At 57.1% G+C, this 26,477-nt stretch carries 20 protein-coding genes; 11 read left to right on the top strand and 9 right to left on the bottom strand.

Annotated elements, in window-relative coordinates:
* Positions 1–60: 60 nt before the first annotated feature.
* Both AC2FAJ_RS09815 and lrp read right to left on the bottom strand, forming a co-directional pair.
* Positions 61–3,756: a DNA translocase FtsK 4TM domain-containing protein gene (locus AC2FAJ_RS09815; RefSeq protein ID WP_309258124.1), complete on the bottom strand. Its 3,696-nt coding sequence runs from the start codon at positions 3,754–3,756 to the stop codon at positions 61–63.
* A 135-nt stretch (positions 3,757–3,891) separates the two neighbouring features.
* A complete protein-coding gene (lrp, locus tag AC2FAJ_RS09810; protein ID WP_000228469.1) occupies positions 3,892–4,386 on the bottom strand; it encodes a leucine-responsive transcriptional regulator Lrp in 495 nt (164 codons plus the stop codon).
* A 544-nt stretch (positions 4,387–4,930) separates the two neighbouring features.
* Here lrp and trxB point away from each other — a divergent pair.
* The 5 genes from trxB (at position 4,931) to infA (ending at position 10,754) form a co-directional block, all read left to right on the top strand.
* Complete coding sequence (gene trxB / locus AC2FAJ_RS09805; RefSeq protein ID WP_028012555.1) at positions 4,931–5,899, top strand: thioredoxin-disulfide reductase; 969 nt, start codon at positions 4,931–4,933, stop codon at positions 5,897–5,899.
* 114 nt (positions 5,900–6,013) lie between these two features.
* Entirely contained in the window at positions 6,014–7,780 is a 1,767-nt protein-coding gene (cydD, locus tag AC2FAJ_RS09800; protein ID WP_222566900.1) for a heme ABC transporter permease/ATP-binding protein CydD, read from the top strand.
* Positions 7,780–9,501 carry a heme ABC transporter ATP-binding protein/permease CydC gene (gene cydC, locus AC2FAJ_RS09795; RefSeq protein WP_047362713.1) on the top strand — a complete coding sequence of 574 codons (1,722 nt, stop codon included), beginning with the start codon at positions 7,780–7,782 and terminating at the stop codon, positions 9,499–9,501. The genes cydD and cydC overlap by 1 nt, the downstream gene beginning before the upstream one ends.
* Positions 9,502–9,546: 45 nt before the next feature.
* Positions 9,547–10,251: a leucyl/phenylalanyl-tRNA--protein transferase gene (gene aat / locus AC2FAJ_RS09790; RefSeq protein ID WP_041910636.1), complete on the top strand. Its 705-nt coding sequence runs from the start codon at positions 9,547–9,549 to the stop codon at positions 10,249–10,251.
* Positions 10,252–10,535: 284 nt separating this feature from the next.
* Positions 10,536–10,754, top strand: a complete 219-nt coding sequence (infA, locus tag AC2FAJ_RS09785) for a translation initiation factor IF-1 (RefSeq protein ID WP_002211347.1) — start codon at positions 10,536–10,538, stop codon at positions 10,752–10,754.
* 70 nt (positions 10,755–10,824) lie between these two features.
* On the opposite strand, the gene AC2FAJ_RS09780 is transcribed toward infA, so the two are convergent.
* From AC2FAJ_RS09780 to clpS, 3 genes are all read right to left on the bottom strand, one after another.
* Positions 10,825–11,274: a hypothetical protein gene (locus tag AC2FAJ_RS09780; protein WP_045630016.1), complete on the bottom strand. Its 450-nt coding sequence runs from the start codon at positions 11,272–11,274 to the stop codon at positions 10,825–10,827.
* A 724-nt stretch (positions 11,275–11,998) separates the two neighbouring features.
* Positions 11,999–14,278 carry an ATP-dependent Clp protease ATP-binding subunit ClpA gene (gene clpA / locus AC2FAJ_RS09775; RefSeq protein ID WP_028012550.1) on the bottom strand — a complete coding sequence of 760 codons (2,280 nt, stop codon included), beginning with the start codon at positions 14,276–14,278 and terminating at the stop codon, positions 11,999–12,001.
* A 27-nt stretch (positions 14,279–14,305) separates the two neighbouring features.
* Entirely contained in the window at positions 14,306–14,626 is a 321-nt protein-coding gene (gene clpS / locus AC2FAJ_RS09770; protein WP_368541382.1) for an ATP-dependent Clp protease adapter ClpS, read from the bottom strand.
* 267 nt (positions 14,627–14,893) lie between these two features.
* Here clpS and cspD point away from each other — a divergent pair, with 267 nt between their 5' ends.
* Positions 14,894–15,115, top strand: a complete 222-nt coding sequence (gene cspD, locus AC2FAJ_RS09765) for a cold shock-like protein CspD (protein ID WP_006809408.1) — start codon at positions 14,894–14,896, stop codon at positions 15,113–15,115.
* Between the two features lie 70 nt (positions 15,116–15,185).
* Here cspD and macB read toward each other — a convergent pair whose 3' ends face one another.
* Entirely contained in the window at positions 15,186–17,126 is a 1,941-nt protein-coding gene (macB, locus tag AC2FAJ_RS09760; protein ID WP_199886394.1) for a macrolide ABC transporter ATP-binding protein/permease MacB, read from the bottom strand.
* Complete coding sequence (gene macA, locus AC2FAJ_RS09755) at positions 17,123–18,238, bottom strand: macrolide transporter subunit MacA (RefSeq protein ID WP_041910641.1); 1,116 nt, start codon at positions 18,236–18,238, stop codon at positions 17,123–17,125. Before macA ends, macB begins: the two co-directional genes overlap by 4 nt.
* A 159-nt stretch (positions 18,239–18,397) precedes the next feature.
* Here macA and AC2FAJ_RS09750 point away from each other — a divergent pair, with 159 nt between their 5' ends.
* Positions 18,398–19,354, top strand: coding sequence for a VirK/YbjX family protein (locus AC2FAJ_RS09750; protein WP_485454090.1), 957 nt, complete (start codon positions 18,398–18,400; stop codon positions 19,352–19,354).
* Here the strand turns inward: AC2FAJ_RS09750 and AC2FAJ_RS09745 are convergent.
* The gene (locus AC2FAJ_RS09745) at positions 19,351–21,009 is read right to left on the bottom strand and encodes an ATP-dependent endonuclease (protein ID WP_485454089.1); all 1,659 of its coding nucleotides are present in this window, start codon (positions 21,007–21,009) and stop codon (positions 19,351–19,353) included. The two genes, AC2FAJ_RS09750 and AC2FAJ_RS09745, sit on opposite strands and share 4 nt — an antisense overlap.
* 291 nt (positions 21,010–21,300) lie before the next feature.
* On the opposite strand from AC2FAJ_RS09745, the gene aqpZ reads away from it, so the two are divergent.
* The 4 genes from aqpZ to hcr all read left to right on the top strand — a co-directional run bounded on the left by aqpZ (position 21,301) and on the right by hcr (position 25,848).
* Complete coding sequence (gene aqpZ / locus AC2FAJ_RS09740; protein WP_041912036.1) at positions 21,301–21,996, top strand: aquaporin Z; 696 nt, start codon at positions 21,301–21,303, stop codon at positions 21,994–21,996.
* A gap of 176 nt (positions 21,997–22,172) precedes the next feature.
* Entirely contained in the window at positions 22,173–23,072 is a 900-nt protein-coding gene (locus AC2FAJ_RS09735) for a LysO family transporter (RefSeq protein ID WP_028012543.1), read from the top strand.
* A 144-nt stretch (positions 23,073–23,216) separates the two neighbouring features.
* Entirely contained in the window at positions 23,217–24,869 is a 1,653-nt protein-coding gene (hcp, locus tag AC2FAJ_RS09730) for a hydroxylamine reductase (RefSeq protein WP_485454088.1), read from the top strand.
* 10 nt (positions 24,870–24,879) lie between these two features.
* Positions 24,880–25,848, top strand: coding sequence for an NADH oxidoreductase (hcr, locus tag AC2FAJ_RS09725; protein WP_485454087.1), 969 nt, complete (start codon positions 24,880–24,882; stop codon positions 25,846–25,848).
* 115 nt (positions 25,849–25,963) lie between these two features.
* Here the strand turns inward: hcr and AC2FAJ_RS09720 are convergent, their stop codons facing one another.
* Positions 25,964–26,398, bottom strand: coding sequence for a DoxX family protein (locus tag AC2FAJ_RS09720; RefSeq protein ID WP_260660964.1), 435 nt, complete (start codon positions 26,396–26,398; stop codon positions 25,964–25,966).
* Positions 26,399–26,477: the final 79 nt, after the last annotated feature.

Below are 26,477 nucleotides of genomic sequence, written 5' to 3'. Positions count from 1 at the left end.
AGGCGACAGAAGAATATGCTTAATTTTTGCTGATTTACCCTTCTTTGCAATCGCTGAAGGTTAATCAAACGGCGGCGGAGCCAGCACCTCACGGTTACCGTTGTGCCCCTGCTCGCTCACAATGCCCTGCGCTTCCATCTGCTCGATGATGCGCGCCGCGCGGTTATAGCCGATGCGGAACTGACGCTGCACGCCAGAGATGGACGCTTTGCGTTTTTCAGTAACGAAATTAACCGCCTGGTCGAATAACGGATCCAGCTCTTCGCCGCCGTCAAAGCCACCACCGCCGCCTTCGCTTTCGCTGTCGGAGGTAATGCCGTCAACGTACTGCGGACGTCCGCGCGCCTTCCAGTCCTGCACCACGGCGTGTACTTCCTGGTCGCGAACAAACGCGCCGTGTACGCGCACCGGAGAGGTGGAGTTCGGGCCGGAGTACAGCATGTCACCCATTCCCAGCAGCGACTCAGCGCCGCCCTGGTCAAGAATGGTACGGGAGTCGATTTTGCTCGAAACGGTAAACGCAATACGGGTCGGTATATTCGCCTTAATCAGACCGGTGATAACGTCCACGGACGGACGCTGGGTCGCCAGCACCAGGTGAATACCTGCCGCACGCGCTTTCTGTGCCAGACGCGCGATCAGCTCTTCCACTTTCTTCCCGACGGTCATCATCAGGTCAGCGAATTCATCCACCAGCACGACGATATAAGGCAGTTTCTCCAGCACAGGATGCTGAGCATCCATGCTGTCACCCGGTTTCCAGTAAGGATCCGGGATTGGACGGCCCATGCGCGCCGCCTCGGCGATCTTCTCGTTATAACCGGCCAGGTTACGCACGCCCAGCGCCGACATCAGCTTGTAGCGACGCTCCATTTCATTGACGCTCCAGCGCAGGGCGTTGGCGGCGTCCTTCATGTCGGTGACCACTTCCGTCAGCAGGTGCGGAATGCCTTCATAGACCGACAGTTCGAGCATTTTCGGGTCGATCATGATGAAACGCACGTCTTCAGGCTGCGCTTTGTAGAGCATGCTCAGGATCATGGCGTTCACGCCGACCGATTTACCGGAACCGGTGGTACCCGCTACCAGCAGGTGAGGCATTTTCGCGAGGTCTGCCACTACCGGGTCGCCGGCGATATCTTTACCCAACACCACGGTCAGCGGAGATGGGTTATCGCGGAACTTGGTGTTATCCAGCACTTCACGCAGGTAAACGGTCTGACGTTTCTTGTTCGGCAGCTCAAGGCCAACGTACGGTTTACCCGGAATCACTTCCACCACACGTACCGCCACGGTCGACAGAGAACGCGCCAGGTCGCGGGAGAGGTTAGAAATACGCGCGGCTTTGACGCCCGGCGCCAGGTTCAGCTCGAAACGGGTGATCACCGGACCCGGCGAGTAGTTCACCACGTCCGCCTTGATGCGGAAGTCTGCCAGACGGGCTTCCACCAGACGGGCCATCTGCTCCAGGGCAAACGTATCAACCGGCTCGACTTCAGCCGGTGGCGGCGTCAACAAATCCAGCGACGGCAGCGGCGTGCTCGGACGCTGCAGCGGACGGCTATCACCGTTACGCATCAGCAGCGGGTGAATCAGGCTCTCCTGCGGCTGCGGTGCTGGCTGCTGGTACTGCGGCGGCTGCTGTTGTGGCTGCTGCGGTTGCGCATACGGCTGCTGAACAGGTTGCTGCGGCTGCGCGTAAGTCTGTGCCTGCGGCGCTGGCGGCTGACGCACAGGCTCTGCTTCAGGCATCACGCTTGGGGTGAACAGAGGTTCGCTCGGGCCATCATCCACCAGATCTTTCATCGGCGAAAACTCGAAATCCGATAATGAGAACGGGTTCGCACCCGCTGGCTGTTCACCTGAGTAACGCTGCTGCTGGGTTGCCGCAAACTGACGCGCTAATTCAGCTTCAGCCGCGTCATCTTCGTCTTCCAGCATCGGTTCATCATGCTGATAGTCTTCGCCGTAGCGCTGATTCTGCTGCGCGGCGAACTGGCGCGCCAGCTCGTCCTGCTGCATTTCATCAGCATCATCTTCGTAGTCCGTCCCACGCGCTTTCTCTTCGGCCATCCGCTGGGAAGGCAGCTTGATCCCATAGGAGGCAAGCTCACGACGGGTTGGAACGCGGACGCGGTTAGGGCGAGGCAGTTGCGGACCAATTCCCTCTTTCACCTGCGGACGCGGCGCACCGCCCGTTGCCAGGCTAAAGACAGGTGCCGCCGCCGCTGCGGCTGCGGTAGCCTGCTTCACGCTTTCCGCTACGGGGGCAACAGCAGGCGTCGGGTCGACCGGTGGAACCGAAACCGACGGGGCTTTTGGAGCAGGTTCCTGCACCAGTTCAGGCACAGGCTGATACCATGCCGCCAGCTGTTCGCGCTCACGAGCACGGCGTTCTTCAACTTCTTCAAAATAGTACATTGGCGGACGAGACGGTTTCACCTCTTCCACCACCTCAGGTTCAGGCTGAGGCTCGACATAAGGCTGCACAGGTTCAACCGGTTCAGGCACGTACTCCTGATAAGGCTGGGCCACAGGCTGCTCATAGTGCGGCTGTTCATACTCAGGTTGCGGCGGCTGATAAGGCTGCTGCCACTGCTCCTGCTGCACGGGGATATAGCTCTCTGGTTCCGGCGCGATAACAGGCTCCGGCGTGTGGACACCCGGCGCGGTCTGCCAGGCAACCTGAGGCTGCTGAATAGCGGATTCCGGAGGCGGAACCGGCGCGGATGGCATCACGGCTTCGACAGGCGCGGCATACGCCTGTGATGCTGTCGTTGCGGCTGCGGCCGCGGCAACCGGCGCGGTAACGGTATGGCCGTTAAGCAGCGGATCGTATTCATCGAAATCACCCGGCATCGCACGGTTGCCGGAGAAAAGCACATCATCAGGATCGACTGCACTACCCGCTGCGCGGTACTCCACCTGCTCGTCTTCATCCATACGCTTACCGGAGAAGAGCGCCGCGTCGGTTTTACGTCCAAGCGGGTTGGCAAATTTTTCAGCAACGCGCTGGCGACGCGCCAGGGCACCGCGCAGAATACGGGCACGACGAGATTCACGACGTTGCACCGGCGCATCGTCTTCCTCTTCGTACTCATTTTCATATTCTTCTTCATCGACCCACGTATCGTCGCGGCGGGTACGGTTGCTCGCGAAGGTCAGTATCGTCAGAATAAAGCTGCCGATCTTTTCGGCAATGCTCACCCATGACCAGCCGGTAAACAGCGTCAGCCCGGCCGCCCAGATGCAGAGCAGCGCCAGCGTACCGCCGCTGCTGTGAAGCATCGGCTGTAGCGCAGAGCTCAGCAGGCTGCCAATCACCCCACCGGAGGCGAAGTACCAGATATCATCGGCATTAATCGCCGCCAGCCCGCAGGAGGTGAGGATCAGCGCCAGGGCGCCAATCAGGCGCAGGGAAACTGCAAAATAGTCGATGTAATCATCGTTCTGACGATGACGCCATGCAAACCAGCATCCGCCAATGATTATGACGGGAATGGTGTAGGCCATCACACCGAAAATGAAAAAGAGCGTGTCCGCAAGCCAGGCTCCGGGTACGCCGCCTAAATTATGGATAGGCTCATGCCACGCGGTTTGCGACCAGCTGGGATCGGAGGGGTTGAAACTGAGTAAGGCTGCCATCAGCCAGACGGCAAAAAGGGCAATAACGATCAGCAAAGCCTCGAGGAGACGACGTCCGCTGCTTAGCTTCGATAGTGTGACTTCTTTGTCTTCAGTGTATTCCTGGCTCAAGAAAGGCTCTCCAGGTATCAGGCATATCCTGCCTGTTTGCTAAAACGGACAACAGCGCCGGGGCTCCCCGGCACTGTTGCTGTATGGATTAACAGGAGTGTAATCAAACTACGCTGATTTTGCACCTGTTCCGTGTTAGCGCGTCTTAATAACCAGACGATTGCTCTGTTTGACCTCTTCCATCACCACATAGGTACGGGTGTCGTTCACGCCTGGCAGACGCAGCAGGGTTTCCCCCAGCAGCTTACGGTAGGCGGACATATCAGGCACACGGGTTTTCAACAGGTAGTCGAAATCACCGGACACCAGATGACACTCTTGAATTTCTTCAAGTTTTTGTACAGCGGCGTTAAATTGCTCAAACACATCCGGCGCACCACGATTCAGAGTAATCTCAACAAATACCAGAAGTGAGGCATCCAGATAATGCGGGTTCAGCAGAGCCGTATAGCCCTGAATAAAACCCTGTCTTTCCAGTCGGCGCACACGCTCAAGGCACGGCGTCGGGGAAAGTCCCACACGTTTTGAAAGCTCGACGTTGGAAATACGCCCATCCTTTTGCAATTCATTAAGAATGTTACGATCGATACGGTCGAGATCTTTGCCAGGGCGCTTCTTGCTATCTACCATTATTATTGTCTCTCTGTATTCCTTCCCTACTCCTGCCTGGACCCTGTGCACATCACTGTTCAGAGCCTGTACCCGTTAGTCATCACATCGCCTGGTTATGTATTAGACGCGATGCGGATTCGGGTTCTGTTGGTAAGAAGACCGCTGCCCGAAGGCTGTCACCGACATCACGTATGGCGTCTGTCCACGCCATGCGTAGATTTCACTGACACGGTAAAAATGGCATTTACGTGCATGCCTATGCGGCATACGGTTAACGCGGTTTTTTTTCTTCCTTGAATGTTTTCGCAAATGCGCAGGGGATTGTCAAAGCAAAACATCGTTTTTTAGTACAAGATGCCGGATATTCATTACGGGGGGGTATTAATCCTCATTTTACTGCTTTATAAACGAGCGGTTTTCAGTAGAAAATGTGACGTAACGGCACTGTATTCATCGGGCGCAGCTATTGCATATATCGAAAGCAAAATCCCAGTGCTCTTTTTTTACGGCAACAAATTCCCTACAATCCAGCCCATTGCCTGCCAACAACAATGGGGATCTCATGGGCACGACCAAACACAGTAAGTTGTTAATCCTTGGTTCTGGACCTGCGGGATATACCGCGGCGGTCTATGCTGCACGCGCAAACCTGCAGCCGGTTCTGATCACCGGCATGGAAAAAGGCGGTCAGTTGACCACCACCACGGAAGTGGAAAACTGGCCGGGCGACCCGAACGATCTGACCGGGCCGCTGCTGATGGAACGCATGCACGAGCATGCCGCCAAATTCGAAACCGAAATCCTGTTCGACCACATTAATAAAGTGGATTTGCAGAACCGTCCGTTCCGCCTGACGGGTGACAGCGGTGAATACACCTGCGATGCGCTAATCATTGCCACCGGCGCCTCTGCCCGCTACCTCGGCCTACCGTCTGAAGAAGCGTTCAAAGGCCGCGGCGTCTCTGCCTGTGCGACCTGCGACGGTTTCTTCTACCGTAACCAGAAAGTCGCGGTTATCGGCGGCGGTAACACCGCGGTGGAAGAAGCGCTGTACCTGGCGAACATTGCCTCTGAGGTGCATCTGATCCACCGTCGTGACACCTTCCGCGCCGAGAAGATCCTTATTAAGCGCCTGATGGATAAAGTGGCGAGCGGCAACATCGTTCTGCACACCAACCGTACCCTGGAAGAAGTCACCGGCGATCAGATGGGCGTTGCGGGTCTGCGCATTCGTGATACCCAGAACACCGATAACGTCGAAACGCTGGAAGTGGCGGGCCTGTTTGTCGCAATCGGCCACAGCCCGAACACCGCGATCTTCGAAGGCCAGCTGGAGCTGGAAAACGGCTATATCAAAGTGCAGTCCGGCATTCACGGTAACGCGACCCAGACCAGCATCCCGGGCGTGTTCGCTGCCGGTGACGTGATGGACCATATTTATCGTCAGGCGATCACCTCTGCGGGCACCGGCTGTATGGCCGCGCTGGACGCTGAACGCTACCTCGACGGACTGGCTGAACAAGGTAAATAATCTTTACAAGTCAGTAACAAACGTAAATAAAGGCGGCCACAGGTCGCCTTTATTTTTGCTCGCGTGTAACATGCAGATGTCTAATTTCTTATAACGTCACCTGCAAAATACGCAATGGAAAAAACCCGTCAACAAGAGTTAACACGCTGGCTGAAACAGCAAAGCGTTATTTCCCGCCGCTGGCTTACGATCTCCCGTCTTCTGGGGTTCGTTAGCGGTCTGTTGATTGTTGCCCAGGCATGGCTGCTGGCCCGCATTCTTAATCACATGATCATGGAGAACATTCCCCGCGAAGCGCTCCTGCTGCCCTTTATTGTTCTGATCCTGGTTTTTGTCCTGCGCGCCTGGGTGGTGTGGCTGCGTGAACGTGTCGGCTTCCACGCCGGACAGCATATCCGCTACGAGATCCGTCGTCAGGTGCTCGACCGCCTGCAGGAAGCCGGGCCCGCGTGGATCCAGGGTAAACCGGCCGGAAGCTGGGCGACGCTGATCCTTGAGCAGATCGACGATATGCACGATTACTACGCGCGCTATCTTCCGCAGATGGCGCTGGCGGTTTTTGTGCCGCTGTTGATTGTTATTGCCATCTTCCCGGTTAACTGGGTGGCGGCGCTGATCCTGCTGGGGACCGCCCCGCTAATCCCGCTGTTTATGGCGATGGTCGGCATGGGTGCGGCTGATGCCAACCGCCGCAACTTCCTGGCGCTGGGCCGGCTGAGCGGACATTTCCTCGATCGTCTGCGCGGGATGGAAACCCTGCGTATTTTTGGTCGCGGTGAAGCGGAAACCGAGAACATTCGCCTGGCATCACAGGACTTCCGCCAGCGCACGATGGAAGTGTTACGCCTGGCGTTCCTCTCGTCCGGCGTGCTGGAATTCTTTACCTCGCTGTCGATTGCCCTCGTGGCGGTTTATTTCGGTTTCTCCTATCTCGGCGCGCTGGATTTCGGCCACTACGGCACGGCGGTGACCCTCTCTGCAGGTTTCCTCGCGCTCATCCTGGCTCCGGAGTTTTTCCAGCCGCTTCGCGACCTGGGGACCTTCTATCATGCCAAAGCGCAGGCCGTTGGCGCGGCCGACAGCCTGAAAACCTTCCTGGAGACGCCGCTGGCGCACCCGGAGCGCGGTGACGTGGCGCTGAACGCTAAAGAGCCGGTAACCATCGACGCGAGCGACTTCTGCATTCTCTCGCCGGAAGGAAAAGTGTTGGCTGGCCCGCTGGACTTTAGCCTGCCCGCCGGAAAACGCGTGGTGCTGGTCGGCACCAGCGGTTCAGGGAAGAGTTCGCTACTGAATGCGTTATCCGGTTTTATGGCCTACACCGGTTCGCTGCGGATAAACAAAACTGAACTGCGTAATCTCGATCCCGACGCCTGGCGTAAGCAGCTCAGTTGGGTCGGACAAAACCCTCAGCTACCTGCTTCCACGCTGCGCGAAAACGTGCTCCTGGCACGCCCGGATGCTCGTGAAGATGAACTCCAGTCCGTTCTCGACCGCGCGTGGGTCAGTGAATTTCTGCCGCTGCTCCCGCAGGGTGTCGATACCGTGGTAGGCGATCAGTCTGCCGGGCTGTCTGTCGGCCAGGCACAGCGCGTGGCCGTCGCCCGTGCGCTGCTGAACCCGTGCCAGCTGATGCTGCTGGATGAGCCTGCTGCCAGCCTGGATTCACACAGCGAGCAGCGCGTCATGGCGGCCCTGAGCGCCGCTTCCCTGCAGCAAACCACCCTGATGGTTACCCATCAGCTGGAAGGCATTGCTGACTGGGATGAGATCTGGGTGATGGAAAACGGTCATATTGTTGAGCAAGGCAATTACGCCGCGCTTGTTGCCGCGCAGGGGCCGTTCGCCGCCCTGCTGGCGAACCGTCAGGAGGACATCTGATGCGTGCTCTGCTGCCTTATCTTGCGCTCTATAAACGCCACAAGTGGATGCTGACGCTGGGGATCGTGCTGGCGATTGTAACGCTGCTTGCCAGCATCGGCCTGCTCACGCTTTCCGGCTGGTTCCTGTCGGCCTCCGCCGTAGCCGGGTTCGCCGGATTATACAGCTTCAACTATATGCTGCCGGCGGCAGGCGTGCGGGGTACCGCCATTACCCGTACTGCCGGACGCTATTTCGAGCGGCTGGTCAGCCACGACGCGACGTTCCGCGTCCTGCAGCACCTGCGCATTTACACCTTCAGCAAACTGCTTCCCCTCTCCCCTGCCGGGCTGGCGCGTTTTCGCCAGGGCGAATTACTGAACCGTGTCGTTGCGGATGTCGACACGCTGGACCACCTTTACCTGAGGGTGATCTCCCCGATAGTGGGCGCGTTTGTGGTGATTGTGGTAGTTACGCTGGGGCTATCCGTTCTGGATGTTCCCGTTGCGCTGACGCTGGGTGGAATTATGCTGCTGACGCTTATCATTCTGCCGCCGCTGTTTTATCGCGCCGGGAAATCCACCGGGGAAAACCTGACGCGGCTGCGCGGGGATTACCGCCAGCAGCTGACCTCCTGGCTTCAGGGCCAGGCGGAGCTGACCATTTTTGGTGCCAGCAAGCGCTACCGTGCCCGAATGGAAAGTACGGAGCTGAACTGGCATGAAGCCCAGCGCCGCCAGTCGGAACTGACGGCCTTCTCGCAGGCGCTGATGGTGTTAATCGGCGGCGTGGCGGTGATCGCCATGCTGTGGCTGGCATCCGGCGGGATTGGGGGTAATACCCAGCCAGGCCCTCTTATTGCCCTCTTTGTTTTCTGCGCGCTGGCCGCATTTGAGGCACTGGCCCCGGTGACGGGCGCTTTCCAGCATCTTGGACAGGTGATTGCCTCTGCCCTGCGCATCACTCAGATTGCCGAACAGGAGCCTGAAGTCACGTTCAGTGCCGGGCAAACCACCGTGCCTGAGCAGGTGGCGCTGACGCTTGATAACGTGACCTTCGCCTATGACAAACAGGCGCAGAACGCGCTGGAGGGTATCAATCTTTCCGTTAATGCAGGGCAGCGGATTGCGATCCTCGGCCGTACCGGCTGCGGTAAGTCGACGCTGCTGCAGCTGCTGACGCGCGCCTGGGACCCACAGCACGGTCAGATTCGTTTTAATAACACGTTGCTGACTGATTTCAGCGAGCAGGCCCTGCGCAAGACCGTGAGCGTTGTTCCACAGCGCGTGCATCTGTTTAGCGCCACCCTGCGCGATAATCTGCTGCTGGCCGCGCCAGAGGCTTCGGACGATGATCTTCGCGCCGTACTGGAGCAGGTCGGACTGCAAAAGCTGCTTGAGGACGAAGGACTGAACAGCTGGCTGGGAGAAGGCGGTCGTCAGCTTTCCGGCGGAGAGCTGCGCCGTCTGGCCATTGCGCGTGCGCTGCTGCATGATGCACCTCTGATGCTGCTCGACGAACCTACAGAAGGGCTTGATGCGACAACCGAGAGTCAAATCCTTGATTTACTGGCAAACGTTATGGCAGGAAAAACCGTCCTGATGGTGACGCACCGCCTGCGCGGGCTGGCAAGTTTTGATCGGATAATTGTGATGGACAACGGACACATTATTGAGCAAGGTAGTCACGCAGAGCTGTTGGCGAAACAGGGTCGCTACTACCAGTTCAAACAGCGTCTGTAGACTATATTTGTAGCGTCCTCACTCGCGTACTGGAGTTTTGCTGTCATGCGCCTGGTCCAGCTTTCTCGTCATAACATCGCGTTTCCTTCGCCGGAGGGAGCGCTGCGTGAGCCCAACGGGCTGCTGGCCCTTGGCGGTGACCTTAGCCCTGCGCGGCTATTAATGGCCTACCAGCGTGGCATCTTCCCGTGGTTTTCTCCCGGCGACCCGATTTTATGGTGGTCTCCCGACCCGCGCGCCGTGCTATGGCCAGCGCAGTTCCATCTGAGCCGCAGCATGAAGCGTTTCCATGCTAAATCCCCATATCGCGTCACGCTGAATCACGCCTTTGGGCAGGTGATCGAAGGCTGTGCCGAAGATCGCCATGAAGGGACGTGGATCACCCGCGATATCGTCAACGCCTACCACCAGCTCCATGAGCTTGGCTACGCCCACTCCATTGAGGTTTGGGAAAAGGGGGAACTGGTTGGCGGCATGTACGGTGTGGCGCAAGGTACGCTGTTTTGCGGCGAATCGATGTTCTCCCGTGCGGTTAACGCCTCGAAAACCGCGCTGCTGGTCTTCTGCGAGGCCTTTGCCCAGCGCGGCGGACGCCTGATCGATTGTCAGGTGCTGAACGAGCACACGGCCTCTCTCGGTGCAGTTGACATCCCGCGACGACAGTATATTGAGCATCTGGACGCCTGCCGTCAGGAGAAGCTCCCGCGCGACTTCTGGATCCCCAGAACGCTCTTTATGCCCAATGCTTAAATGTTTTCCGCATATTTTTTGTGAGGGTGTTATAATTATGCCGCAGAGTAGCTTCTGCCTGTTGCCCCGCCGCCGTTTGGGACCCTCGCTTCAGATAACGTCCTGACGTTTATCTTGTCGTCTCCCCTTTACGAATGCGCTTCCTGTTCGGTTGTACCGTGACGCTTGGGCAATGCGCCGAAACTGTTTTGCTGCGTTTTAATCGCGCAATTCTTTACTTAATTGATGAATTTCGGCATTATCTTGCCGGTTCAAAACTTGGTAGTGATACCCCAGAGGATTAGATGGCCAAAGAAGACAATATTGAAATGCAGGGTACCGTACTTGATACGTTGCCTAATACCATGTTTCGCGTAGAGCTGGAAAACGGTCACGTGGTAACTGCGCACATCTCCGGTAAAATGCGCAAAAACTACATCCGCATTTTGACGGGCGACAAAGTGACTGTTGAACTGACCCCGTACGACCTGAGCAAAGGCCGCATTGTCTTCCGTAGTCGCTAATTTTTTCGCCTGTAATGGCAGATGAATATATAAAAGGTCGGGTTAATCCCGGCCTTTTTTATTTATGGCGTTAGTGTTGTTGCATCGGAAGATGTATTGTCATCCATGGTTGTACAGGAGCGATTAAATCCCCCGCCATAGAATGAGCCATGTCATGGAGTAATCCCGTCAGGTGCGGCAGCATATCGCGGTCAAAATGCGACACCAGCAGCACATGATTCAACGCCCGGCAGTAATCACACTTTGTATCTGTATCTTCCAGCAGCCACTCCTTTTGTCGCGGTTGTTCCGCTTCTTTCTCAAATTCCACTATCTGAAAATCACGCATTGATTCTGTGAGGCCGGTTTTTACCTCTTCCAGGTAGGCTCCGAGACAGCGGCAAACGGGCTGCGTTTGCGGGAGTGATTTGCAGTCGAGGAGGATTTCGGTGAGCAGTTTGCAGCGCTCGGCCAGGGTGGGGAGATCGGGGTTGAGGGAGAGTTCGGTGTAAAGTTGGGCGAAATTATTAATATCAGTCATATGTGATCCTTTATGCACGTAAGATTGTTTGTGCACACTTTCAGGACGCCAATCCCGGCACCTGATTTTGCAGGTGCGCCGCCATTTTATTACTGTGGATTTATCCAGCAACTAACGTCGAAAGAAACTGGAAAGCGCCTCGCAAAATTCCTCTGCGGCCTGATGCCCTCACCCCAACCCTCTCCCACAGGGAGAGGGAGAAAACACTAAAAACGACAACCCTGTTGCCGTTTTGCTTTTACCTTGGCCTGATGCCTCACCCCAGCCCTCTCCCACAGGGCTGAGGGATCCCCACAAAATAATACCAGCACGGACGACCCCCTCTCCCTTGAGGGAGAGGGCTGGGGTGAGGGGGAACATACGGCTCTGGTGGTCATTCCGTTCACTTTATGTTCCTTGCTACTCTGTAATGACATGACCTGTGAACGTGCCAGGGCGGCTCAATCGCCGCTTCGCGGTGCCTTGGGCTTATTCCTTCCGGCTTGTCGGGGACGAGCGGAAGGCAAACGCCTCAGCGATTTACAGCCGGACCAGGACATCGCTGTAAGTTATTCATTTCTCTGAAGCAATGTTCATCGGTTCAGGAAAAAATTTACTGGGGATTCCTCAGCCCACAGGGAGGGGAGAAAACACTAAAAACGACAACACTGTTGTCGTTTTGCTTTTACCCTGGCAGGCATAAAAAAACCGGGCATTCGCCCGGTTTTTACGTTTAACGTTTAACTCAGTGAGCCGCTTCCGGCTTGTGCTTCGCCGCACTCTGGAAATCGTACGTCAGCTCGTTCTTCGCCTGATCCAGCGCCACGGTCACCTGGCCGCCGTCCACCAGCGAGCCAAACAGCAGCTCGTTCGCCAGCGGTTTCTTCAGGTTGTCCTGAATCACGCGCGCCATCGGACGGGCACCCATCGCACGGTCGTAGCCTTTCTCGGCCAGCCAGTTGCGGGCTTCCTGGCTCACTTCCAGCGACACGCCTTTCTGATCCAGCTGAACCTGCAGCTCGACGATGAACTTATCCACCACCTGATGGATCACCTCGGTAGACAGGTGATCGAACCAGATAATGTTGTCCAGACGGTTACGGAACTCCGGCGTGAAGATCTTCTTGATCTCCTCCATCGCATCGGTGCTGTTATCCTGGTGGATCAGGCCGATGGATTTGCGCTCGGTTTCACGTACCCCGGCGTTAGTGGTCATCACCAGCACCACGTTGCGGAAGTCCGCCTTGCGCCCGTTGTTATCGGTCAGCGTCCCGTTGTCCATCACCTGCAACAGGATGTTGAACACGTCCGGATGCGCTTTCTCGATTTCATCGAGCAGCAGGACCGCATGCGGATGCTTGATCACCGCGTCAGTGAGCAGGCCGCCCTGGTCAAAGCCCACGTAGCCCGGAGGTGCACCAATCAAACGGCTGACGGTGTGACGCTCCATATACTCGGACATATCAAAGCGCAGCAGCTCAATGCCCAGCGCTTTGGAGAGCTGAACCGTCACCTCGGTTTTCCCCACGCCGGTCGGACCGGCAAACAGGAAGGAACCAACGGGCTTGTGGTCATGCCCCAGGCCGGCACGGGCCATCTTGATCGCTTCGGTTAAGGCCTCAATGGCTTTATCCTGACCAAAGACCAGCATTTTCAGGCGATTGCCGAGGGTGCGCAGCGTATCGCGATCGCTCTGAGAAACGCTCTTCTCAGGAATACGCGCGATGCGGGCGACCACGGACTCGATATCCGCCACGTTAACGGTTTTCTTACGCTTGCTGGCCGGCATCAGGCGCGCACGCGCCCCGGCCTCATCAATCACGTCAATCGCCTTATCCGGCAGGTGACGGTCGTTGATGTATTTCACCGCCAGCTCCACCGCCGCACGCACCGCTTTCGCGGTGTAACGCACGTCGTGGTGCGCTTCGTACTTGGTTTTCAGGCCGTTGATGATCTGCACCGTTTCGTCAACCGACGGCTCGGTGACGTCGATTTTCTGGAAACGACGCGCCAGCGCGCGATCTTTCTCAAAAATGTTGCTGAACTCCTGGTACGTCGTGGAGCCCATCACGCGGATCTTGCCGCTTGAAAGCAGCGGTTTGATCAGGTTTGCAGCATCCACCTGGCCACCGGAAGCCGCACCTGCGCCGATGATGGTGTGGATCTCATCGATAAACAGGATGCTGTTGGTGTCCTGCTCCAGCTGTTTTAACAGCGCCTTGAAGCGTTTTTCAAAATCACCGCGGTATTTAGTGCCCGCCAGCAGCGAGCCAATATCCAGCGAGTAGATGGTGCAGTCGGCAATCACTTCCGGCACGTCGCCCTGCACAATGCGCCAGGCAAGACCTTCGGCAATCGCCGTTTTACCCACGCCTGACTCGCCCACCAGCAGCGGGTTGTTCTTGCGGCGACGGCACAGCACCTGAATCGCGCGCTCCAGCTCTTTATCGCGGCCAATCAGCGGGTCGATGCCGCCAACGCGAGCAAGCTGATTAAGGTTGGTGGTGAAGTTTTCCATACGATCCTCCCCGCCTGCTTGCTCTTCATTGTTATTGACCTGATTGCTGGAATCCGATGCCTGGTTAGGCTCGTCTTTGCGCGTTCCGTGAGAAATAAAGTTAACCACGTCGAGGCGGCTGACTTCGTGTTTGCGCAGCAGATAGGCAGCCTGTGACTCCTGCTCGCTGAAGATGGCGACTAAGACGTTTGCGCCAGTCACTTCGCTACGTCCGGAAGACTGGACGTGGAATACCGCTCGCTGCAGCACGCGCTGGAAGCTGAGCGTCGGCTGCGTGTCGCGCTCCTCTTCACTGGCTGGCAGCACCGGTGTGGTTTGTTCGATGAAGGCTTCGAGTTCCTGACGTAGCGCCACCAGATCCACGGAGCAGGCTTCCAGCGCTTCGCGGGCAGATGGGTTGCTAAGCAGTGCGAGCAGTAAATGCTCGACGGTCATAAACTCATGTCGGTGCTCACGCGCTCTGGCGAAAGCCATGTTTAAACTGAGTTCCAGTTCTTGATTGAGCATAGGCACCTCCCCCAATTTTATGCCTTATCAGGCCTTTTCCAGCGTACACAGCAACGGATGCTCGTTCTCCCTCGCATAGTCGTTCACCATCGCCACTTTGGTTTCCGCCACCTCGGCGGTAAAAATGCCGCAGATAGCTTTGCCACGATAATGAACGGTAAGCATCAGTTGCGTTGCACGTTCTACATCATAAGAAAAGAACTTTTGTAGCACGTCAATAACAAATTCCATCGGCGTGTAATCATCGTTCATTAACATAACTTTATACATAGATGGCGGTTTTAGCGCGTCGCGCACTTTATCTTCCGCCAGCTGGTCAAAATCCAGCCAGTCGTTGCTCTTACCCATTTTGCATAACCACTTTGAATCTACCTCAGATGTTAGATAACAATCATCTATTACTGTCATCCGCGATGTCTGTCACAAACTGTTGCAATAGCGTTAACTGCTTCAAACTTTGGTTGATTATTGTCCCAACTCCAGCGCCAAACGCTTGACGACGTCTTTCGTTTATCTAAATTGTACAAGCGTGAGATGGCGAGGTTTTGAACAGCCCCCACTCCACCACCGGTTCATTCCATCTTAATTTATAAGATTTACGAAGGATGTCGAAGCATGGAAATGGGTACTGTTAAGTGGTTCAACAACGCCAAGGGGTTTGGCTTCATCTGCCCCGAAGGCGGCGGCGAAGATATCTTCGCTCACTATTCCACCATTCAGATGGATGGTTACAGGACGCTCAAAGCCGGGCAGTCCGTCCGGTTCGATGTACACCAGGGACCAAAAGGCAATCATGCAAGCCTAATCGTACCCGTTGAAGCAGAAACGGTTGCATAGCTCTCTGTTTTATTGTGTACATCACGCAGTCAAAATGCCAGCCCGATCGGCTGGCATTTTTATTTTCAGGTTATTCCCGAGCCAGCGCGTCCACCGGATCCAGCCGCGCCGCGTTGCGCGCAGGCAGCCAGCCAAACAAAATCCCGGTAAAGGTGGAACACAAAAACGCGGTGAGTATCGCCATCGGCGAGAAACCAATCTCCCAGCCGGGTAAAAAGAGCTGGAGCGCAAAGGCAATCATCATCGAGAGCGCAATGCCCATCGCGCCGCCCACCAGGCATACCAGCACCGCTTCAATTAAAAACTGCTGAAGCACGTCGCTGGCCCTGGCCCCAACCGCCATGCGGATGCCAATCTCCCGGGTGCGTTCAGTTACCGACACCAGCATGATATTCATCACCCCGATACCGCCAACAACCAGCGAGATCACCGCCACCAGCGTCAGGAACAGCTGAAGAGTACGTGTTGTCTTTTCCGCCGTTTTCAAGAGGCCGTCCATATTCCAGGTGAAGAAATCCTTCTTCCCGTGGCGCAACGTTAACAGCCGTTCCAGCTGCTGTTCCGCCAGCGCGCTGTCGTAGCCCTCCTTCACGCGCACGGTGATGGAGTTAAGCCACGACTGGCCCATAATCCGCCCGGAGATGGTGGTATACGGCAGCCAGACGCGCAGGATCTTGCTGCTGCCGAACATCGACTGCTTCTCTTCCGCCACGCCAATGACCGTGGCAGGCATGTTGCCGACGAGGATCACTTCGCCCACCACGTTCGCTTTATTGGGGAAGAGCTGCCTGCGCGAGTTGGCGTCCAGCACCACCACCTGCGCCCTCCCCGCCAGCTGCTCGGCGTTGAAGGTGGCGCCTTCGCTGAAGGTCATGCCGTAGACGTTGAAGTAGTCGCCGCTCACGCCGTTGGCGCTGGCCGCCACGTCGATGTTGCCGTAGCGCAGACGGAGGTTTTGCGAGACCGCAGGCGTGGCGGAGTTCACCCACGGTTGCTTCTGAATCGCCGCCAGATCGTCATACTTGAGCGCCTGTTGATACTGCGGCTCGTCGTCGCCGAAGTCTTTGCCGGGATAAACGTCAATGGTGTTGGTCCCGATGGCGCGGATATCCGCCAGCACCAGCTGCTTGGCCGCGTCGCCCACCACCACAATCGACACCACCGAGGCAATACCGATAATGATGCCGAGCATGGTCAGCAGGGTGCGCATTTTGTTGGCCGCCATCGCCAGCCAGGCCATGGTCAGCGCTTCACGAAAGCCGCTGGAGAACTGCGCCCAGCCGGTCGACGCAGGCAGCGCTTCCTTCGGTGCCGCCGCGCGGGACTCACGCGGCGGCGGGTTGCTCACCAGCTCGCCGTCGTGGATCTCTATAATGCGTTCGGCCTGCGCCGCTACCTGCGGATCGTGGGTAACGATAATCACCGTGTGGCCCTGATCGCGCAGCTGGTGCAGGATTGCCATCACCTCTTCGCCGGAGTGGCTGTCGAGCGCCCCGGTCGGTTCATCCGCGAGGATCACCTGCCCGCCGTTCATCAGGGCGCGGGCAATACTCACGCGCTGCTGCTGGCCGCCGGACAGCTGCGACGGCTGGTACTCCACCCGCTCCGCCAGCCCCAGGCGCGTTAACAGCGCCTTCGCGCGCTCAAGGCGTTTCTTCCGCTCAACGCCCGCATACACCGCGGGAACCTCCACGTTCTGCGCCGCGCTCAGGTGAGAGAGCAAGTGGTAACGCTGGAAGATAAAGCCAAAGTGTTCCCGGCGCAGCTTCGCCAGCGCGTCGCCGTCGAGCGTCGAGACGTCCGTCCCGGCCACGCGGTACGTACCGCTGGTGGGTTTATCCAGACAGCCGAGAATGTTCATCAGCGTCGATTTACCGGAACCCGACGCGCCTACAATCGCCACCATCTCGCCCGCTTCGACGCGCAGAGAGATGCCCTTCAGCACCTCCACCGGGCCGTCGCCCGACGGATAGCTGCGACGAATGTCCTTCAGCTCAAGCAGCGCGGTCATTTAGCGGCTCCGGGCAGGCTTTCGCTGACAACAACCTCCTCGCCCTCTTCCAGCCCTTTCTCCACCACCACGTCGGTGTCGTTGCGCGCGCCAATCACCACCTCGCGCTCGCGCGTTTCACCGTTGCGCAGCACTTTCACCTTGTAGCGATTGTCCCCGGCGGATTCACCCAGCGCGGAGAGCGGAACGGTCAGCACGTTCTTCACGCCGGTCAGCTGGATGTGCACCTGCGCGGTCATGTCCAGGCGCAGCACGCCCTTCGGGTTTGGCACTTCAAAACGCGCATAGTAGAAAATGGCGTCGTTAACCTTTTCCGGCGTCGGCAGAATGTCTTTCAGCACGCCCTCGTAGCGGGTCTGCGGATCGCCGAGTACGGTAAACCAGGCATTCTGCCCCGGCTTAAGATGGATCACGTCCGCCTCGGAGACCTGGGCCTTCACCAGCATGGTGCTCATGTCCGCCAGCGTCAGAATGTTTGGCGCCTGCTGGGCGGCAATCACCGTCTGGCCCTGCAGCGTGGTAATTTGCGTCACTTCCCCGGCCATCGGCGCGACGATTTTTGTGTAATCAAGATTGGTTTTCGCCGTATCCAGCGAGGCCTGATTACGCTTGATTTGCGCGTCGATCGTGCCAATCTGCGCCTGTTTCACCGCCAGTTCAGTCGCGGCGGTGTCTAAATCCTGTTTCGAGATAGCCTGGGTTTTCGCCAGCGCCTGCTGGCGGGTCAGCGTCACCTGCGCCAGGTTACGCTCTGCCTGCGCCTGCGCGCGCTGCGCGCGCAGCTCCATCAGCGTCGCTTCCACTTCGCGGATCTGGTTCTCAGCCTGCTCGGGATCGATAACGCCAAGCAGCTGGCCTTTTTTCACCTTGTCGCCAATCTCTACCGACAGCGTTTTCAGCTGGCCGCTGACCTGAGCGCCGACGTCAACTTTGCGCAGCGCATCAAGTTTGCCCGTCGCAAGGACATTTTGCTGCAGTTCACCCGGACGGACGATCAGCGTCTGGTACTGCGGCACAGGCGCGTTAAGCACCTGCCATAACCAGAATCCACCGGCTACAATCACCAGCGCCAGCAGCAGAAACAGCGTTCTGCGTTTTCCCTTGAGGTTCATAAATATTCCAAATAAATGTTCTGGCAATAATAAACGTTGATTCTATCTAAACGACTCCTTAACGAAACCCCTGTTCTCCGAAATCACCTTAATTTGTTTACAAGACGTTGATATTTCCCCTGCTGAAATAGCGGTATTCCAAAAGACTCAGGATTTATCATGTCTTCTATCGTCGATACACCTCTTCCAAACCTGACGCAGCCGACATCCGGCTGGCAGCTCTTCAAAAATCTGGCGTTCGGCAAGATCGCGCCCGGCCTTGCATGGCAGAACCCCGCCTATCGCCGTAAGTTCATGCTGCGTTCTCTGGCGACGCCCGTGAGCACCTCTCGCCTGTTAACAAACCTCGCTAAGCAGCCGCGTCTGATGCAGATGCTGCAGGTGCAGCCCGGTCTGCCGTGTCGGCTGCATCGTCCCTGGCTGACGGTGAAGATGAATCGCCAGCACGCGCTGGAATCCCTGAACTGGCACTATCAGGCCATGAGCCGCCAGCTTCCGGCCACGCTCCTGAAGGGCTATCTTTCGACGCAGGGGACTACGCTGCTGACCTTAACCGGGAAAGATGAACAGCAATTTACCGTCCGCCTGTGTGCCGATGCGTTTCTGGATAAAGAGGGAGAGGCCACCCTCACCTTCTGCGACGTTCAGAATACGGTGCTGGCGGAGCTAACCTTTACGCTCTGCCAGTTTGAAGGAAAATCGACGCTGTTCATCGGCGGTTTGCAGGGCGCGAAAGCGCATGTTCCTCATGAACTGATCCAAAAAGCGACAAAGGCCTGCCACGGTCTGTTCCCGAAACGCCTGCTGGTTGAAGCCGCCATGACATTCGGCGCCGCATTCCCGGTCGCGCAGATTGTTGCCGTCAGTAACGCCACCCATATTTACCGCAGCTGGCGCTACCGCAAGAAAAAAGAGGGAAAACTGCTGGCCGATTACGACGGCTTCTGGAGTTCCCTCGGTGGGGAAAAACAGGAGAGCGGCCACTTTATGCTGCCGCTTGCCATGCCGCGTAAACCCGTAGAAGAGATCGCGAGCAAAAAACGCGCCGAATACCGTCGCCGCTACGCGCTGCTGGATAGCCTGATTCAGCAGGTGAAACAGGCGACCGAACGTTAATCCGCCCTTCCGCGTGCCAGCCACAGCACGCGGGAGAACATTTTCCGCAGCAGGGTCGGAACCGCCTCTACGCCCCGCCTTCCCGCTTCCGTCGCCACTTCAATGGCTAAGTCCGGTTTCGACGAACGGTGAATAGCTTTGGCGATCACGCGCCGCATTTTCATCGGGACGTCGACCGGCACCATCGCAATGCGGTGGAATACGTCGTCAAAGCCCTGACGGTACATAAAATGCTCCATGTCCATCGCGGGCAGCATCGTTAAATGGTCCCGTTCTTCTTCTCGCTCGTTGTTCAGCAGGCTGCGCACGGTTGAGGCATATTTTTTCCCCGCTTCGTCGCCGTCCACCAGCACATGCCATTCAATTCCCATTCGGCGGGCAAATTTTATCAGCGGTTTTAATCCCGACTGGGCAAATTCGATCACCTTAATACCTTCTGCATCAAAATGGTGGCCGCACTGGCGCGCCAGTTCGTTGATGACCCAGGTCTCTGTTTCCCCCTCCACCAGCAGCCAGCAGCGGGCGAAGAGCGACGAGGCGCGATTAAAGCGTATATGAAACGCGATTCGCCGCCCGTCTTCGGCGTTCATCCCGCCGGGCCCGAGGCGGTACGCGGATACGCGGGAGGACTCGCGAACCAGACGGCAGATGTGCTCCACCGGCGTCAGCGATAGCAGCTCACCGGAGTTGGTGGTGGTAATCCGCTGGAGCGGCAGCAGATTCAGCAGGTGCCACGCCACGGAGAGCATGATGGGGTGCAGGCGCGTTTCCGGATCTTCCACCAGCAGCAGCGGGCGGGCATCCCGGTCAAGACGCACGGTGCCCTTCGCCTGCAGAAGCGTTGAAAACAGCCCCAGCAAAATCACCCGATGGGTACGCCCGCCGGGCCGGTCGATCATCCGGTTGATGATGTCGAGATAGCGCCAGCTGCGCTGTTCATCATGAGAACGGCGGCGCATCAAACGATGGCGCGACTCCGAGGTGCCCTGCTCGGAAAAATAGTGCTCCAGCAGTTGCACCATCGCCGACAGCCCCTGACGAATTTGACCATCGGTGAGGTTTTGCGGACGCGACACCAGCTCTCGCGCCAGGAAATCCAGCTCGCGGGCGGTGACTTCCACCTCCGGCATATTCGGTACGGTGCCGTTACGAATACGGCGCATAAAGCGCGCATCGCGCAGGCGTAACACCGGCGTCAGGCGGATAAGGTGACGCGCCAGATCGTCGATATTCTCCAGCGGAATAGGGTTGGCTTTCTCATCGAGGAATTCACGCAGGGTCAGTACCCCCTCGTTTTCCGCCATCTCACCTTCCAGCCGATAGAAAATCCGGTGGAAACCGTCGTCGCAGGGCACCCAGCAGGGCGACAGCGGGCGGAAGCGACGCACGCGGTGACGGCCGGGTTCGGATTCACGGAACGTCAGGATGATATGCAGGTGCTTCTCGCGGCCCGCGATATCGCCGGGCGGGAACCAGAAATCATCGTGGACGAAGTGATACAGCTTGTCTTCGGGTGAAAGCAGCAGCGTCAGCGCATCAAGCAGGCTGGACTTACCCCACGCGTTCTCGCCGATCAGGACGTTGTTCTGCTCCAGCTGCAGCGACAGGCGGTTAATACCGCGAAACCCGACAATTTCCACACGTTCGAGAAGCATAAATCCCCCGCGAAATGATCACTTTTTCCTTTAAGTTATCAGCAGTATAGCGGCAGGAACCCTGGCACGACAGCAGAACATTCACCCTTGTGAGATTTGAACTATGCTCTATTTACCGCTGATTTGAACAAGGATTAACATCACATTGCCTTAAATCAAATTAACCGAATTTATTTAAGTGGCGAAGGGATGTTGTTGGTTTTTAAAATACGGGCTCTTTGAGTCGTCATCCCTTTATGGCGATATATCCCGCGCGCGGGAAAACGCGTGGAAAATTATTTTGAGGTGGTTATGTTTAGAAAATTGGCAGCAGAATGCTTTGGTACATTCTGGCTGGTATTTGGTGGCTGCGGTAGCGCCGTTCTGGCAGCAGCATTCCCGGAATTAGGTATTGGTTTTGTCGGCGTCGCGCTGGCATTTGGCTTAACCGTATTAACCATGGCTTTCGCCGTGGGGCATATTTCCGGCGGTCATTTTAACCCGGCGGTGACATTAGGCTTATGGGCGGGCGGGCGTTTCCCGGCGAAAGAGGTTATTGGCTACATCGTGGCGCAGGTGGTTGGCGGTATTATTGCGGCGGGCGTGCTGTACGTCATTGCCAGCGGTAAAGCAGGCTTTGACGCGGCGGCCAGCGGCTTCGCCTCTAACGGCTTTGGCGAACACTCTCCGGGCGGTTATTCCATGCTTTCTGCCATTGTAATTGAAATTGTACTGACCGCAGGCTTCCTGCTGGTGATCCACGGTGCAACCGACAAACACGCGCCTGCAGGCTTCGCGCCCATCGCTATTGGTCTGGCGCTGACGCTGATCCACCTGATCTCCATTCCGGTGACCAACACCTCCGTTAACCCGGCGCGCAGCACCGCCGTCGCCATTTTCCAGGGCGGCTGGGCGCTTGAGCAGCTGTGGCTGTTCTGGGTGATGCCGATCGTCGGCGGTATTCTGGGCGGCGTGCTGTACCGCTCTCTGCTGGAAAAACGCGATTAATTCATTGCGGCCTGTAATGTCGGGTGGCGCTAACGCTTACCCGACCTACGTGAGTGTGCACTTTGTCGGCCGGGTAAGGCGTAGCCGCCGCCCGGCTTTCTTTGCCGCTTTACTGAGCAGCCTTTATTGGGTAGTGTCTCTGGCGCTTAACAGAAACTCAAAAGGACCGGCTGTTCATGTTTTCAGGACTCCTCATTATTCTGCTGCCCCTGATTGTGGGCTATCTTATTCCGCTGCGTCATGAATCGGCCTTAAAGCTTATTAACCGTTTTCTCAGCTGGATTGTTTACGTCATTCTGTTCTTTATGGGGATCAGCCTGGCCTTCCTGGATAATCTGGCGACAAATTTACTTTCCATCCTGCATTATTCTGCGGTCACCGTGGTGGTTATTTTGCTCTGCAATATTGCCGCCCTGCTGTGGCTGGAACGCACTATTCCGTGGAAAAATAATCACCACCAGGAAAAGCTTCCCTCCCGAATTGCAATGGCGCTGGAATCATTAAAGCTCTGCGGCGTCGTGGTGCTTGGATTTCTTCTGGGCCTTACCGGATGGACATTTTTGCAGCACGCGACGGACGCCAGCGAATATACCCTGATCTTCCTGCTGTTCCTGATTGGTATTCAGCTGCGAAATAACGGTATGACGCTGAAACAGATTGTCCTGAACCGTCGGGGAATGATCGTTGCCGTTATGGTTGTCGTCAGCTCCATGGTCGCGGGCGTGATTAATGCCTTTATTCTCGATCTGCCGCTAAAAACCGGCCTGGCGATGGCCTCCGGGTTTGGCTGGTACTCCCTCTCCGGTATTCTGCTGACCGAATCCTTCGGCCCGGTGATCGGTAGCGCCGCCTTCTTTAACGATCTGGCGCGAGAGCTGATTGCCATCATGCTGATCCCGGGTCTGGTTCGCCGCAGCCGCTCGACGGCACTGGGCCTGTGCGGCGCCACGTCGATGGACTTTACCCTGCCGGTCCTCCAGCGTTCGGGCGGGCTGGAGATGGTGCCCGCAGCCATCGTTCACGGCTTTATTTTGAGCCTGCTGGTTCCCGTCCTGATGGCGTTTTTCTCTGCCTGATACCTCTGTGGCGGTAGGGCTCCTGCCGCCAAAATTGCGCTAAATCAATCTCCCTCTATTTTGTCGCAGAAAGCTCTTTTCACCGTTCTGGCACAGGCATACCCTTAAACATGTATATTAAATATAACTTTTACAGGTGTGATTATGTTTTGTGTGCAATGTGAACAAACCATCCGTACCCCGGCAGGCAACGGCTGCTCTTACGCGCAGGGTATGTGCGGTAAAACCGCAGAAACATCAGACCTGCAGGATCTGCTGATAGCCGCCCTGCATGGTCTTTCCGCCTGGGCCTTCAAAGCCCGTGAATACGGCATTGTCGACCATCACGTCGACAGCTTCGCGCCGCGCGCGTTTTTCTCCACCCTGACTAACGTCAACTTCGATTCTCCGCGCATCGTCGGCTATGCCCGCGAAGCGATTGCCCTGCGCGAAGCTTTGAAAGCGCAGTGCCTGAATGCCGATACCAGTGCCCGCGTGGACAACCCAATGGCGGAGCTTCAGCTGGTGAGCGAGGACCTCGGCGAGCTACAGCGCCAGGCCGCAGAATTTACCCCTAATAAGGACAAAGCGGCGATTGGCGAGAACATCCTCGGCCTGCGTCTGCTGTGCCTGTACGGCCTGAAAGGTGCAGCGGCCTATATGGAACACGCGCACGTTCTCGGGAAGTCAGATAACGACATTTACGCCCAGTACCACAAAATTATGGCGTGGCTCGGCACCTGGCCTTCCGACATGAACGCCCTGCTCAAGTGCGCAATGGAAATCGGCCAGATGAACTTCAGGGTCATGAGCATTCTGGATGCCGGTGAAACCAGCACTTACGGTCATCCGACCCCGACGCAGGTCAACGTCAAAGCGACCGAAGGCAAATGCATCCTGATTTCCGGCCACGACCTGAAAGATCTCTACAACCTGCTGAAGCAGACCGAAGGCACCGGCGTTAACGTCTATACCCACGGCGAAATGCTGCCCGCCCACGGCTACCCGGAACTGCGCAAGTTCAAGCATCTGGTGGGTAACTACGGCAGCGGCTGGCAGAATCAGCAGGTAGAGTTCGCCCGCTTCCCTGGCCCTATCGTGATGACCTCAAACTGCATCATCGACCCTACCGTGGGCGCGTATGACGACCGCATCTGGACCCGCAGCATCGTCGGCTGGCCGGGCGTGAGCCACCTTGAAGGCGACGATTTCGGTCCGGTTATCGAGCAGGCGCAGCAGATGGCGGGCTTCCCGTACAGCGAAATCGAACATCTGATCACCGTTGGCTTCGGTCGCGAAACGCTGCTGGCTGCGGCAGATTCTCTGATTGACCTCGTCAGCCGTGAAAAGCTGCGCCACATCTTCCTCGTTGGCGGATGCGACGGCGCGCGCGGCGAGCGTAACTACTTCACCGATTTCGCCACCAGCGTGCCGGATGATTGCCTGATCCTGACCCTGGCGTGCGGTAAATACCGTTTCAACAAGCTGGACTTCGGCAACATCGAAGGCCTGCCGCGCCTGATTGATGCAGGCCAGTGCAACGATGCTTACTCGGCCATCATTCTGGCGGTCACGCTGGCAGAAAAACTCGGCTGCGGCGTCAACGACCTGCCCCTGTCCCTGGTGCTCTCCTGGTTTGAGCAGAAAGCGATTGTCATCCTGCTCACCCTGCTCTCTCTCGGCGTGACCAACATCGTAACCGGCCCGACCGCGCCAGGCTTCCTGACGCCGGACCTGCTGGCGGTGCTCAATGAAAAATTCGGTCTGCGTTCCGTGACCAACGTTGAAGATGATATGAAACAACTGCTGAGCGCGTAAGGAGCGATTCATGACCATGCCAACCTCACAATGTCCGTGGCGGATGCAGGTTCATCACATCCATCAGGAGACGCCGGATGTGTGGACGCTGTCGCTGCTCTGCCACGACTACTATCCGTACCGTGCGGGCCAGTATGCGCTGGTCAGCGTTCGCAACTCGGCGGACACGCTTCGCGCCTATACGATCTCCTCCACGCCGGGCGTGAGCGAGTACATTACGCTCACTATCCGCCGCATTGATGACGGTGCAGGCTCCCAGTGGCTGACCCGTGACGTGGAGCGCGGGGATTACATCTGGCTGTCTGACGCGCAGGGGGATTTCACCTGTGACGACAAGGCAGACGATAAATTCCTGCTGCTGGCGGCGGGCTGCGGCGTAACGCCGATCATGTCGATGCGCCGCTGGCTGGCGAAGAACCGCCCGCAGGCCGACGTGCAGACAATCTTCAGCGTGCGCTCTCCGGAAGATGTGATTTTTGCCGAGGAGTGGCGTGATTATCCGGTGACGCTGGTGGCGGAACACAACGCGACCCACGGTTTTGTGCCCGGTCGCCTGAGCCGCGAGCTGCTGCAAAGCGTGCCGGACATTACGAACCGTACCGTGATGACCTGCGGCCCGGCGCCGTACATGGATATCGTGGAGAAAGAAGTTAGAGCGCTTGGCGTGACCCGCTTCTTCAAAGAGCAGTTCTTCACGCCGGTGGCGGAAGCGGCAACCAGCGGGATTCAGTTCACCAAACTGCAGCCCGCACAGACCTTCTTTGGCCGCGTGGGCACCACGCTGCTGGAAGCGCTGGAAAGCAACAAGGTGCCGGTAGTCGCGGCCTGCCGTGCGGGCGTGTGCGGCTGCTGTAAAACGAAAGTGGTTTCAGGGGAATATACCGTCACCAGCACCATGACGCTGTCCGACGCGGAAATTGCCGAGGGCTATGTGCTGGCATGTTCCTGTCATCCGCAGGGGGATCTGGTGCTGGCGTAATCCGCTGCGGTGCCCCCTTCTTTGCCGGGTGGCACTGCGTTTACCCAGCCTACTTTGTACAGGTTTGCTCTTCACAGGCCCGGTAAGCGCTAGCGCCACCGGGCTTTTGTTATCCTCACCGCCACGCTGGAGCTTTCCCTACCGCAAACCGCCCTGCCCCTAAAAACGCGACTGCCAGCGAGCCAATAAAGAAGTACACCAGGCTTTCAATCGCCCATGCCCCAACCTTATCGAGAGCGAACGTTTCACTCGTTCCCACCATCAGCCATGCCACGATCATCGTAAACGCCAGCACCAGCGCGGCCGGGCGCGTAAAGAGCCCGACAATAATCAGGATCGGTGCCACCACTTCGCCAATCAACACGCCGTAGGCAATAAATCCCGGCAGCCCTTTCTCTACCAGCATGCCGCTGATAAATCCCACGCCGCCAAACAGCTTATGCAAACCGTGAAAAAGCATCAGCCCACCGACGGCAAGTCGTAACAAGAGTTTGCCGAGATCGTCGCACGATAGCTTTTCATTAACAGCAATTAACAATGACTTAACCATTTGAAATGATTCCTGTTTTCACTGAGGCATCACCAGATTATGCCGAAGCGTGGCGCCTGAAAAGCACCTTTTAAATGGG

The sequence above is a fragment of the Enterobacter cloacae complex sp. 385G4 genome, from assembly GCF_057320665.1.
Note: the sequence above shows the minus strand (reverse complement) of the source record. Positions and strands in the feature narration are given on the sequence as shown.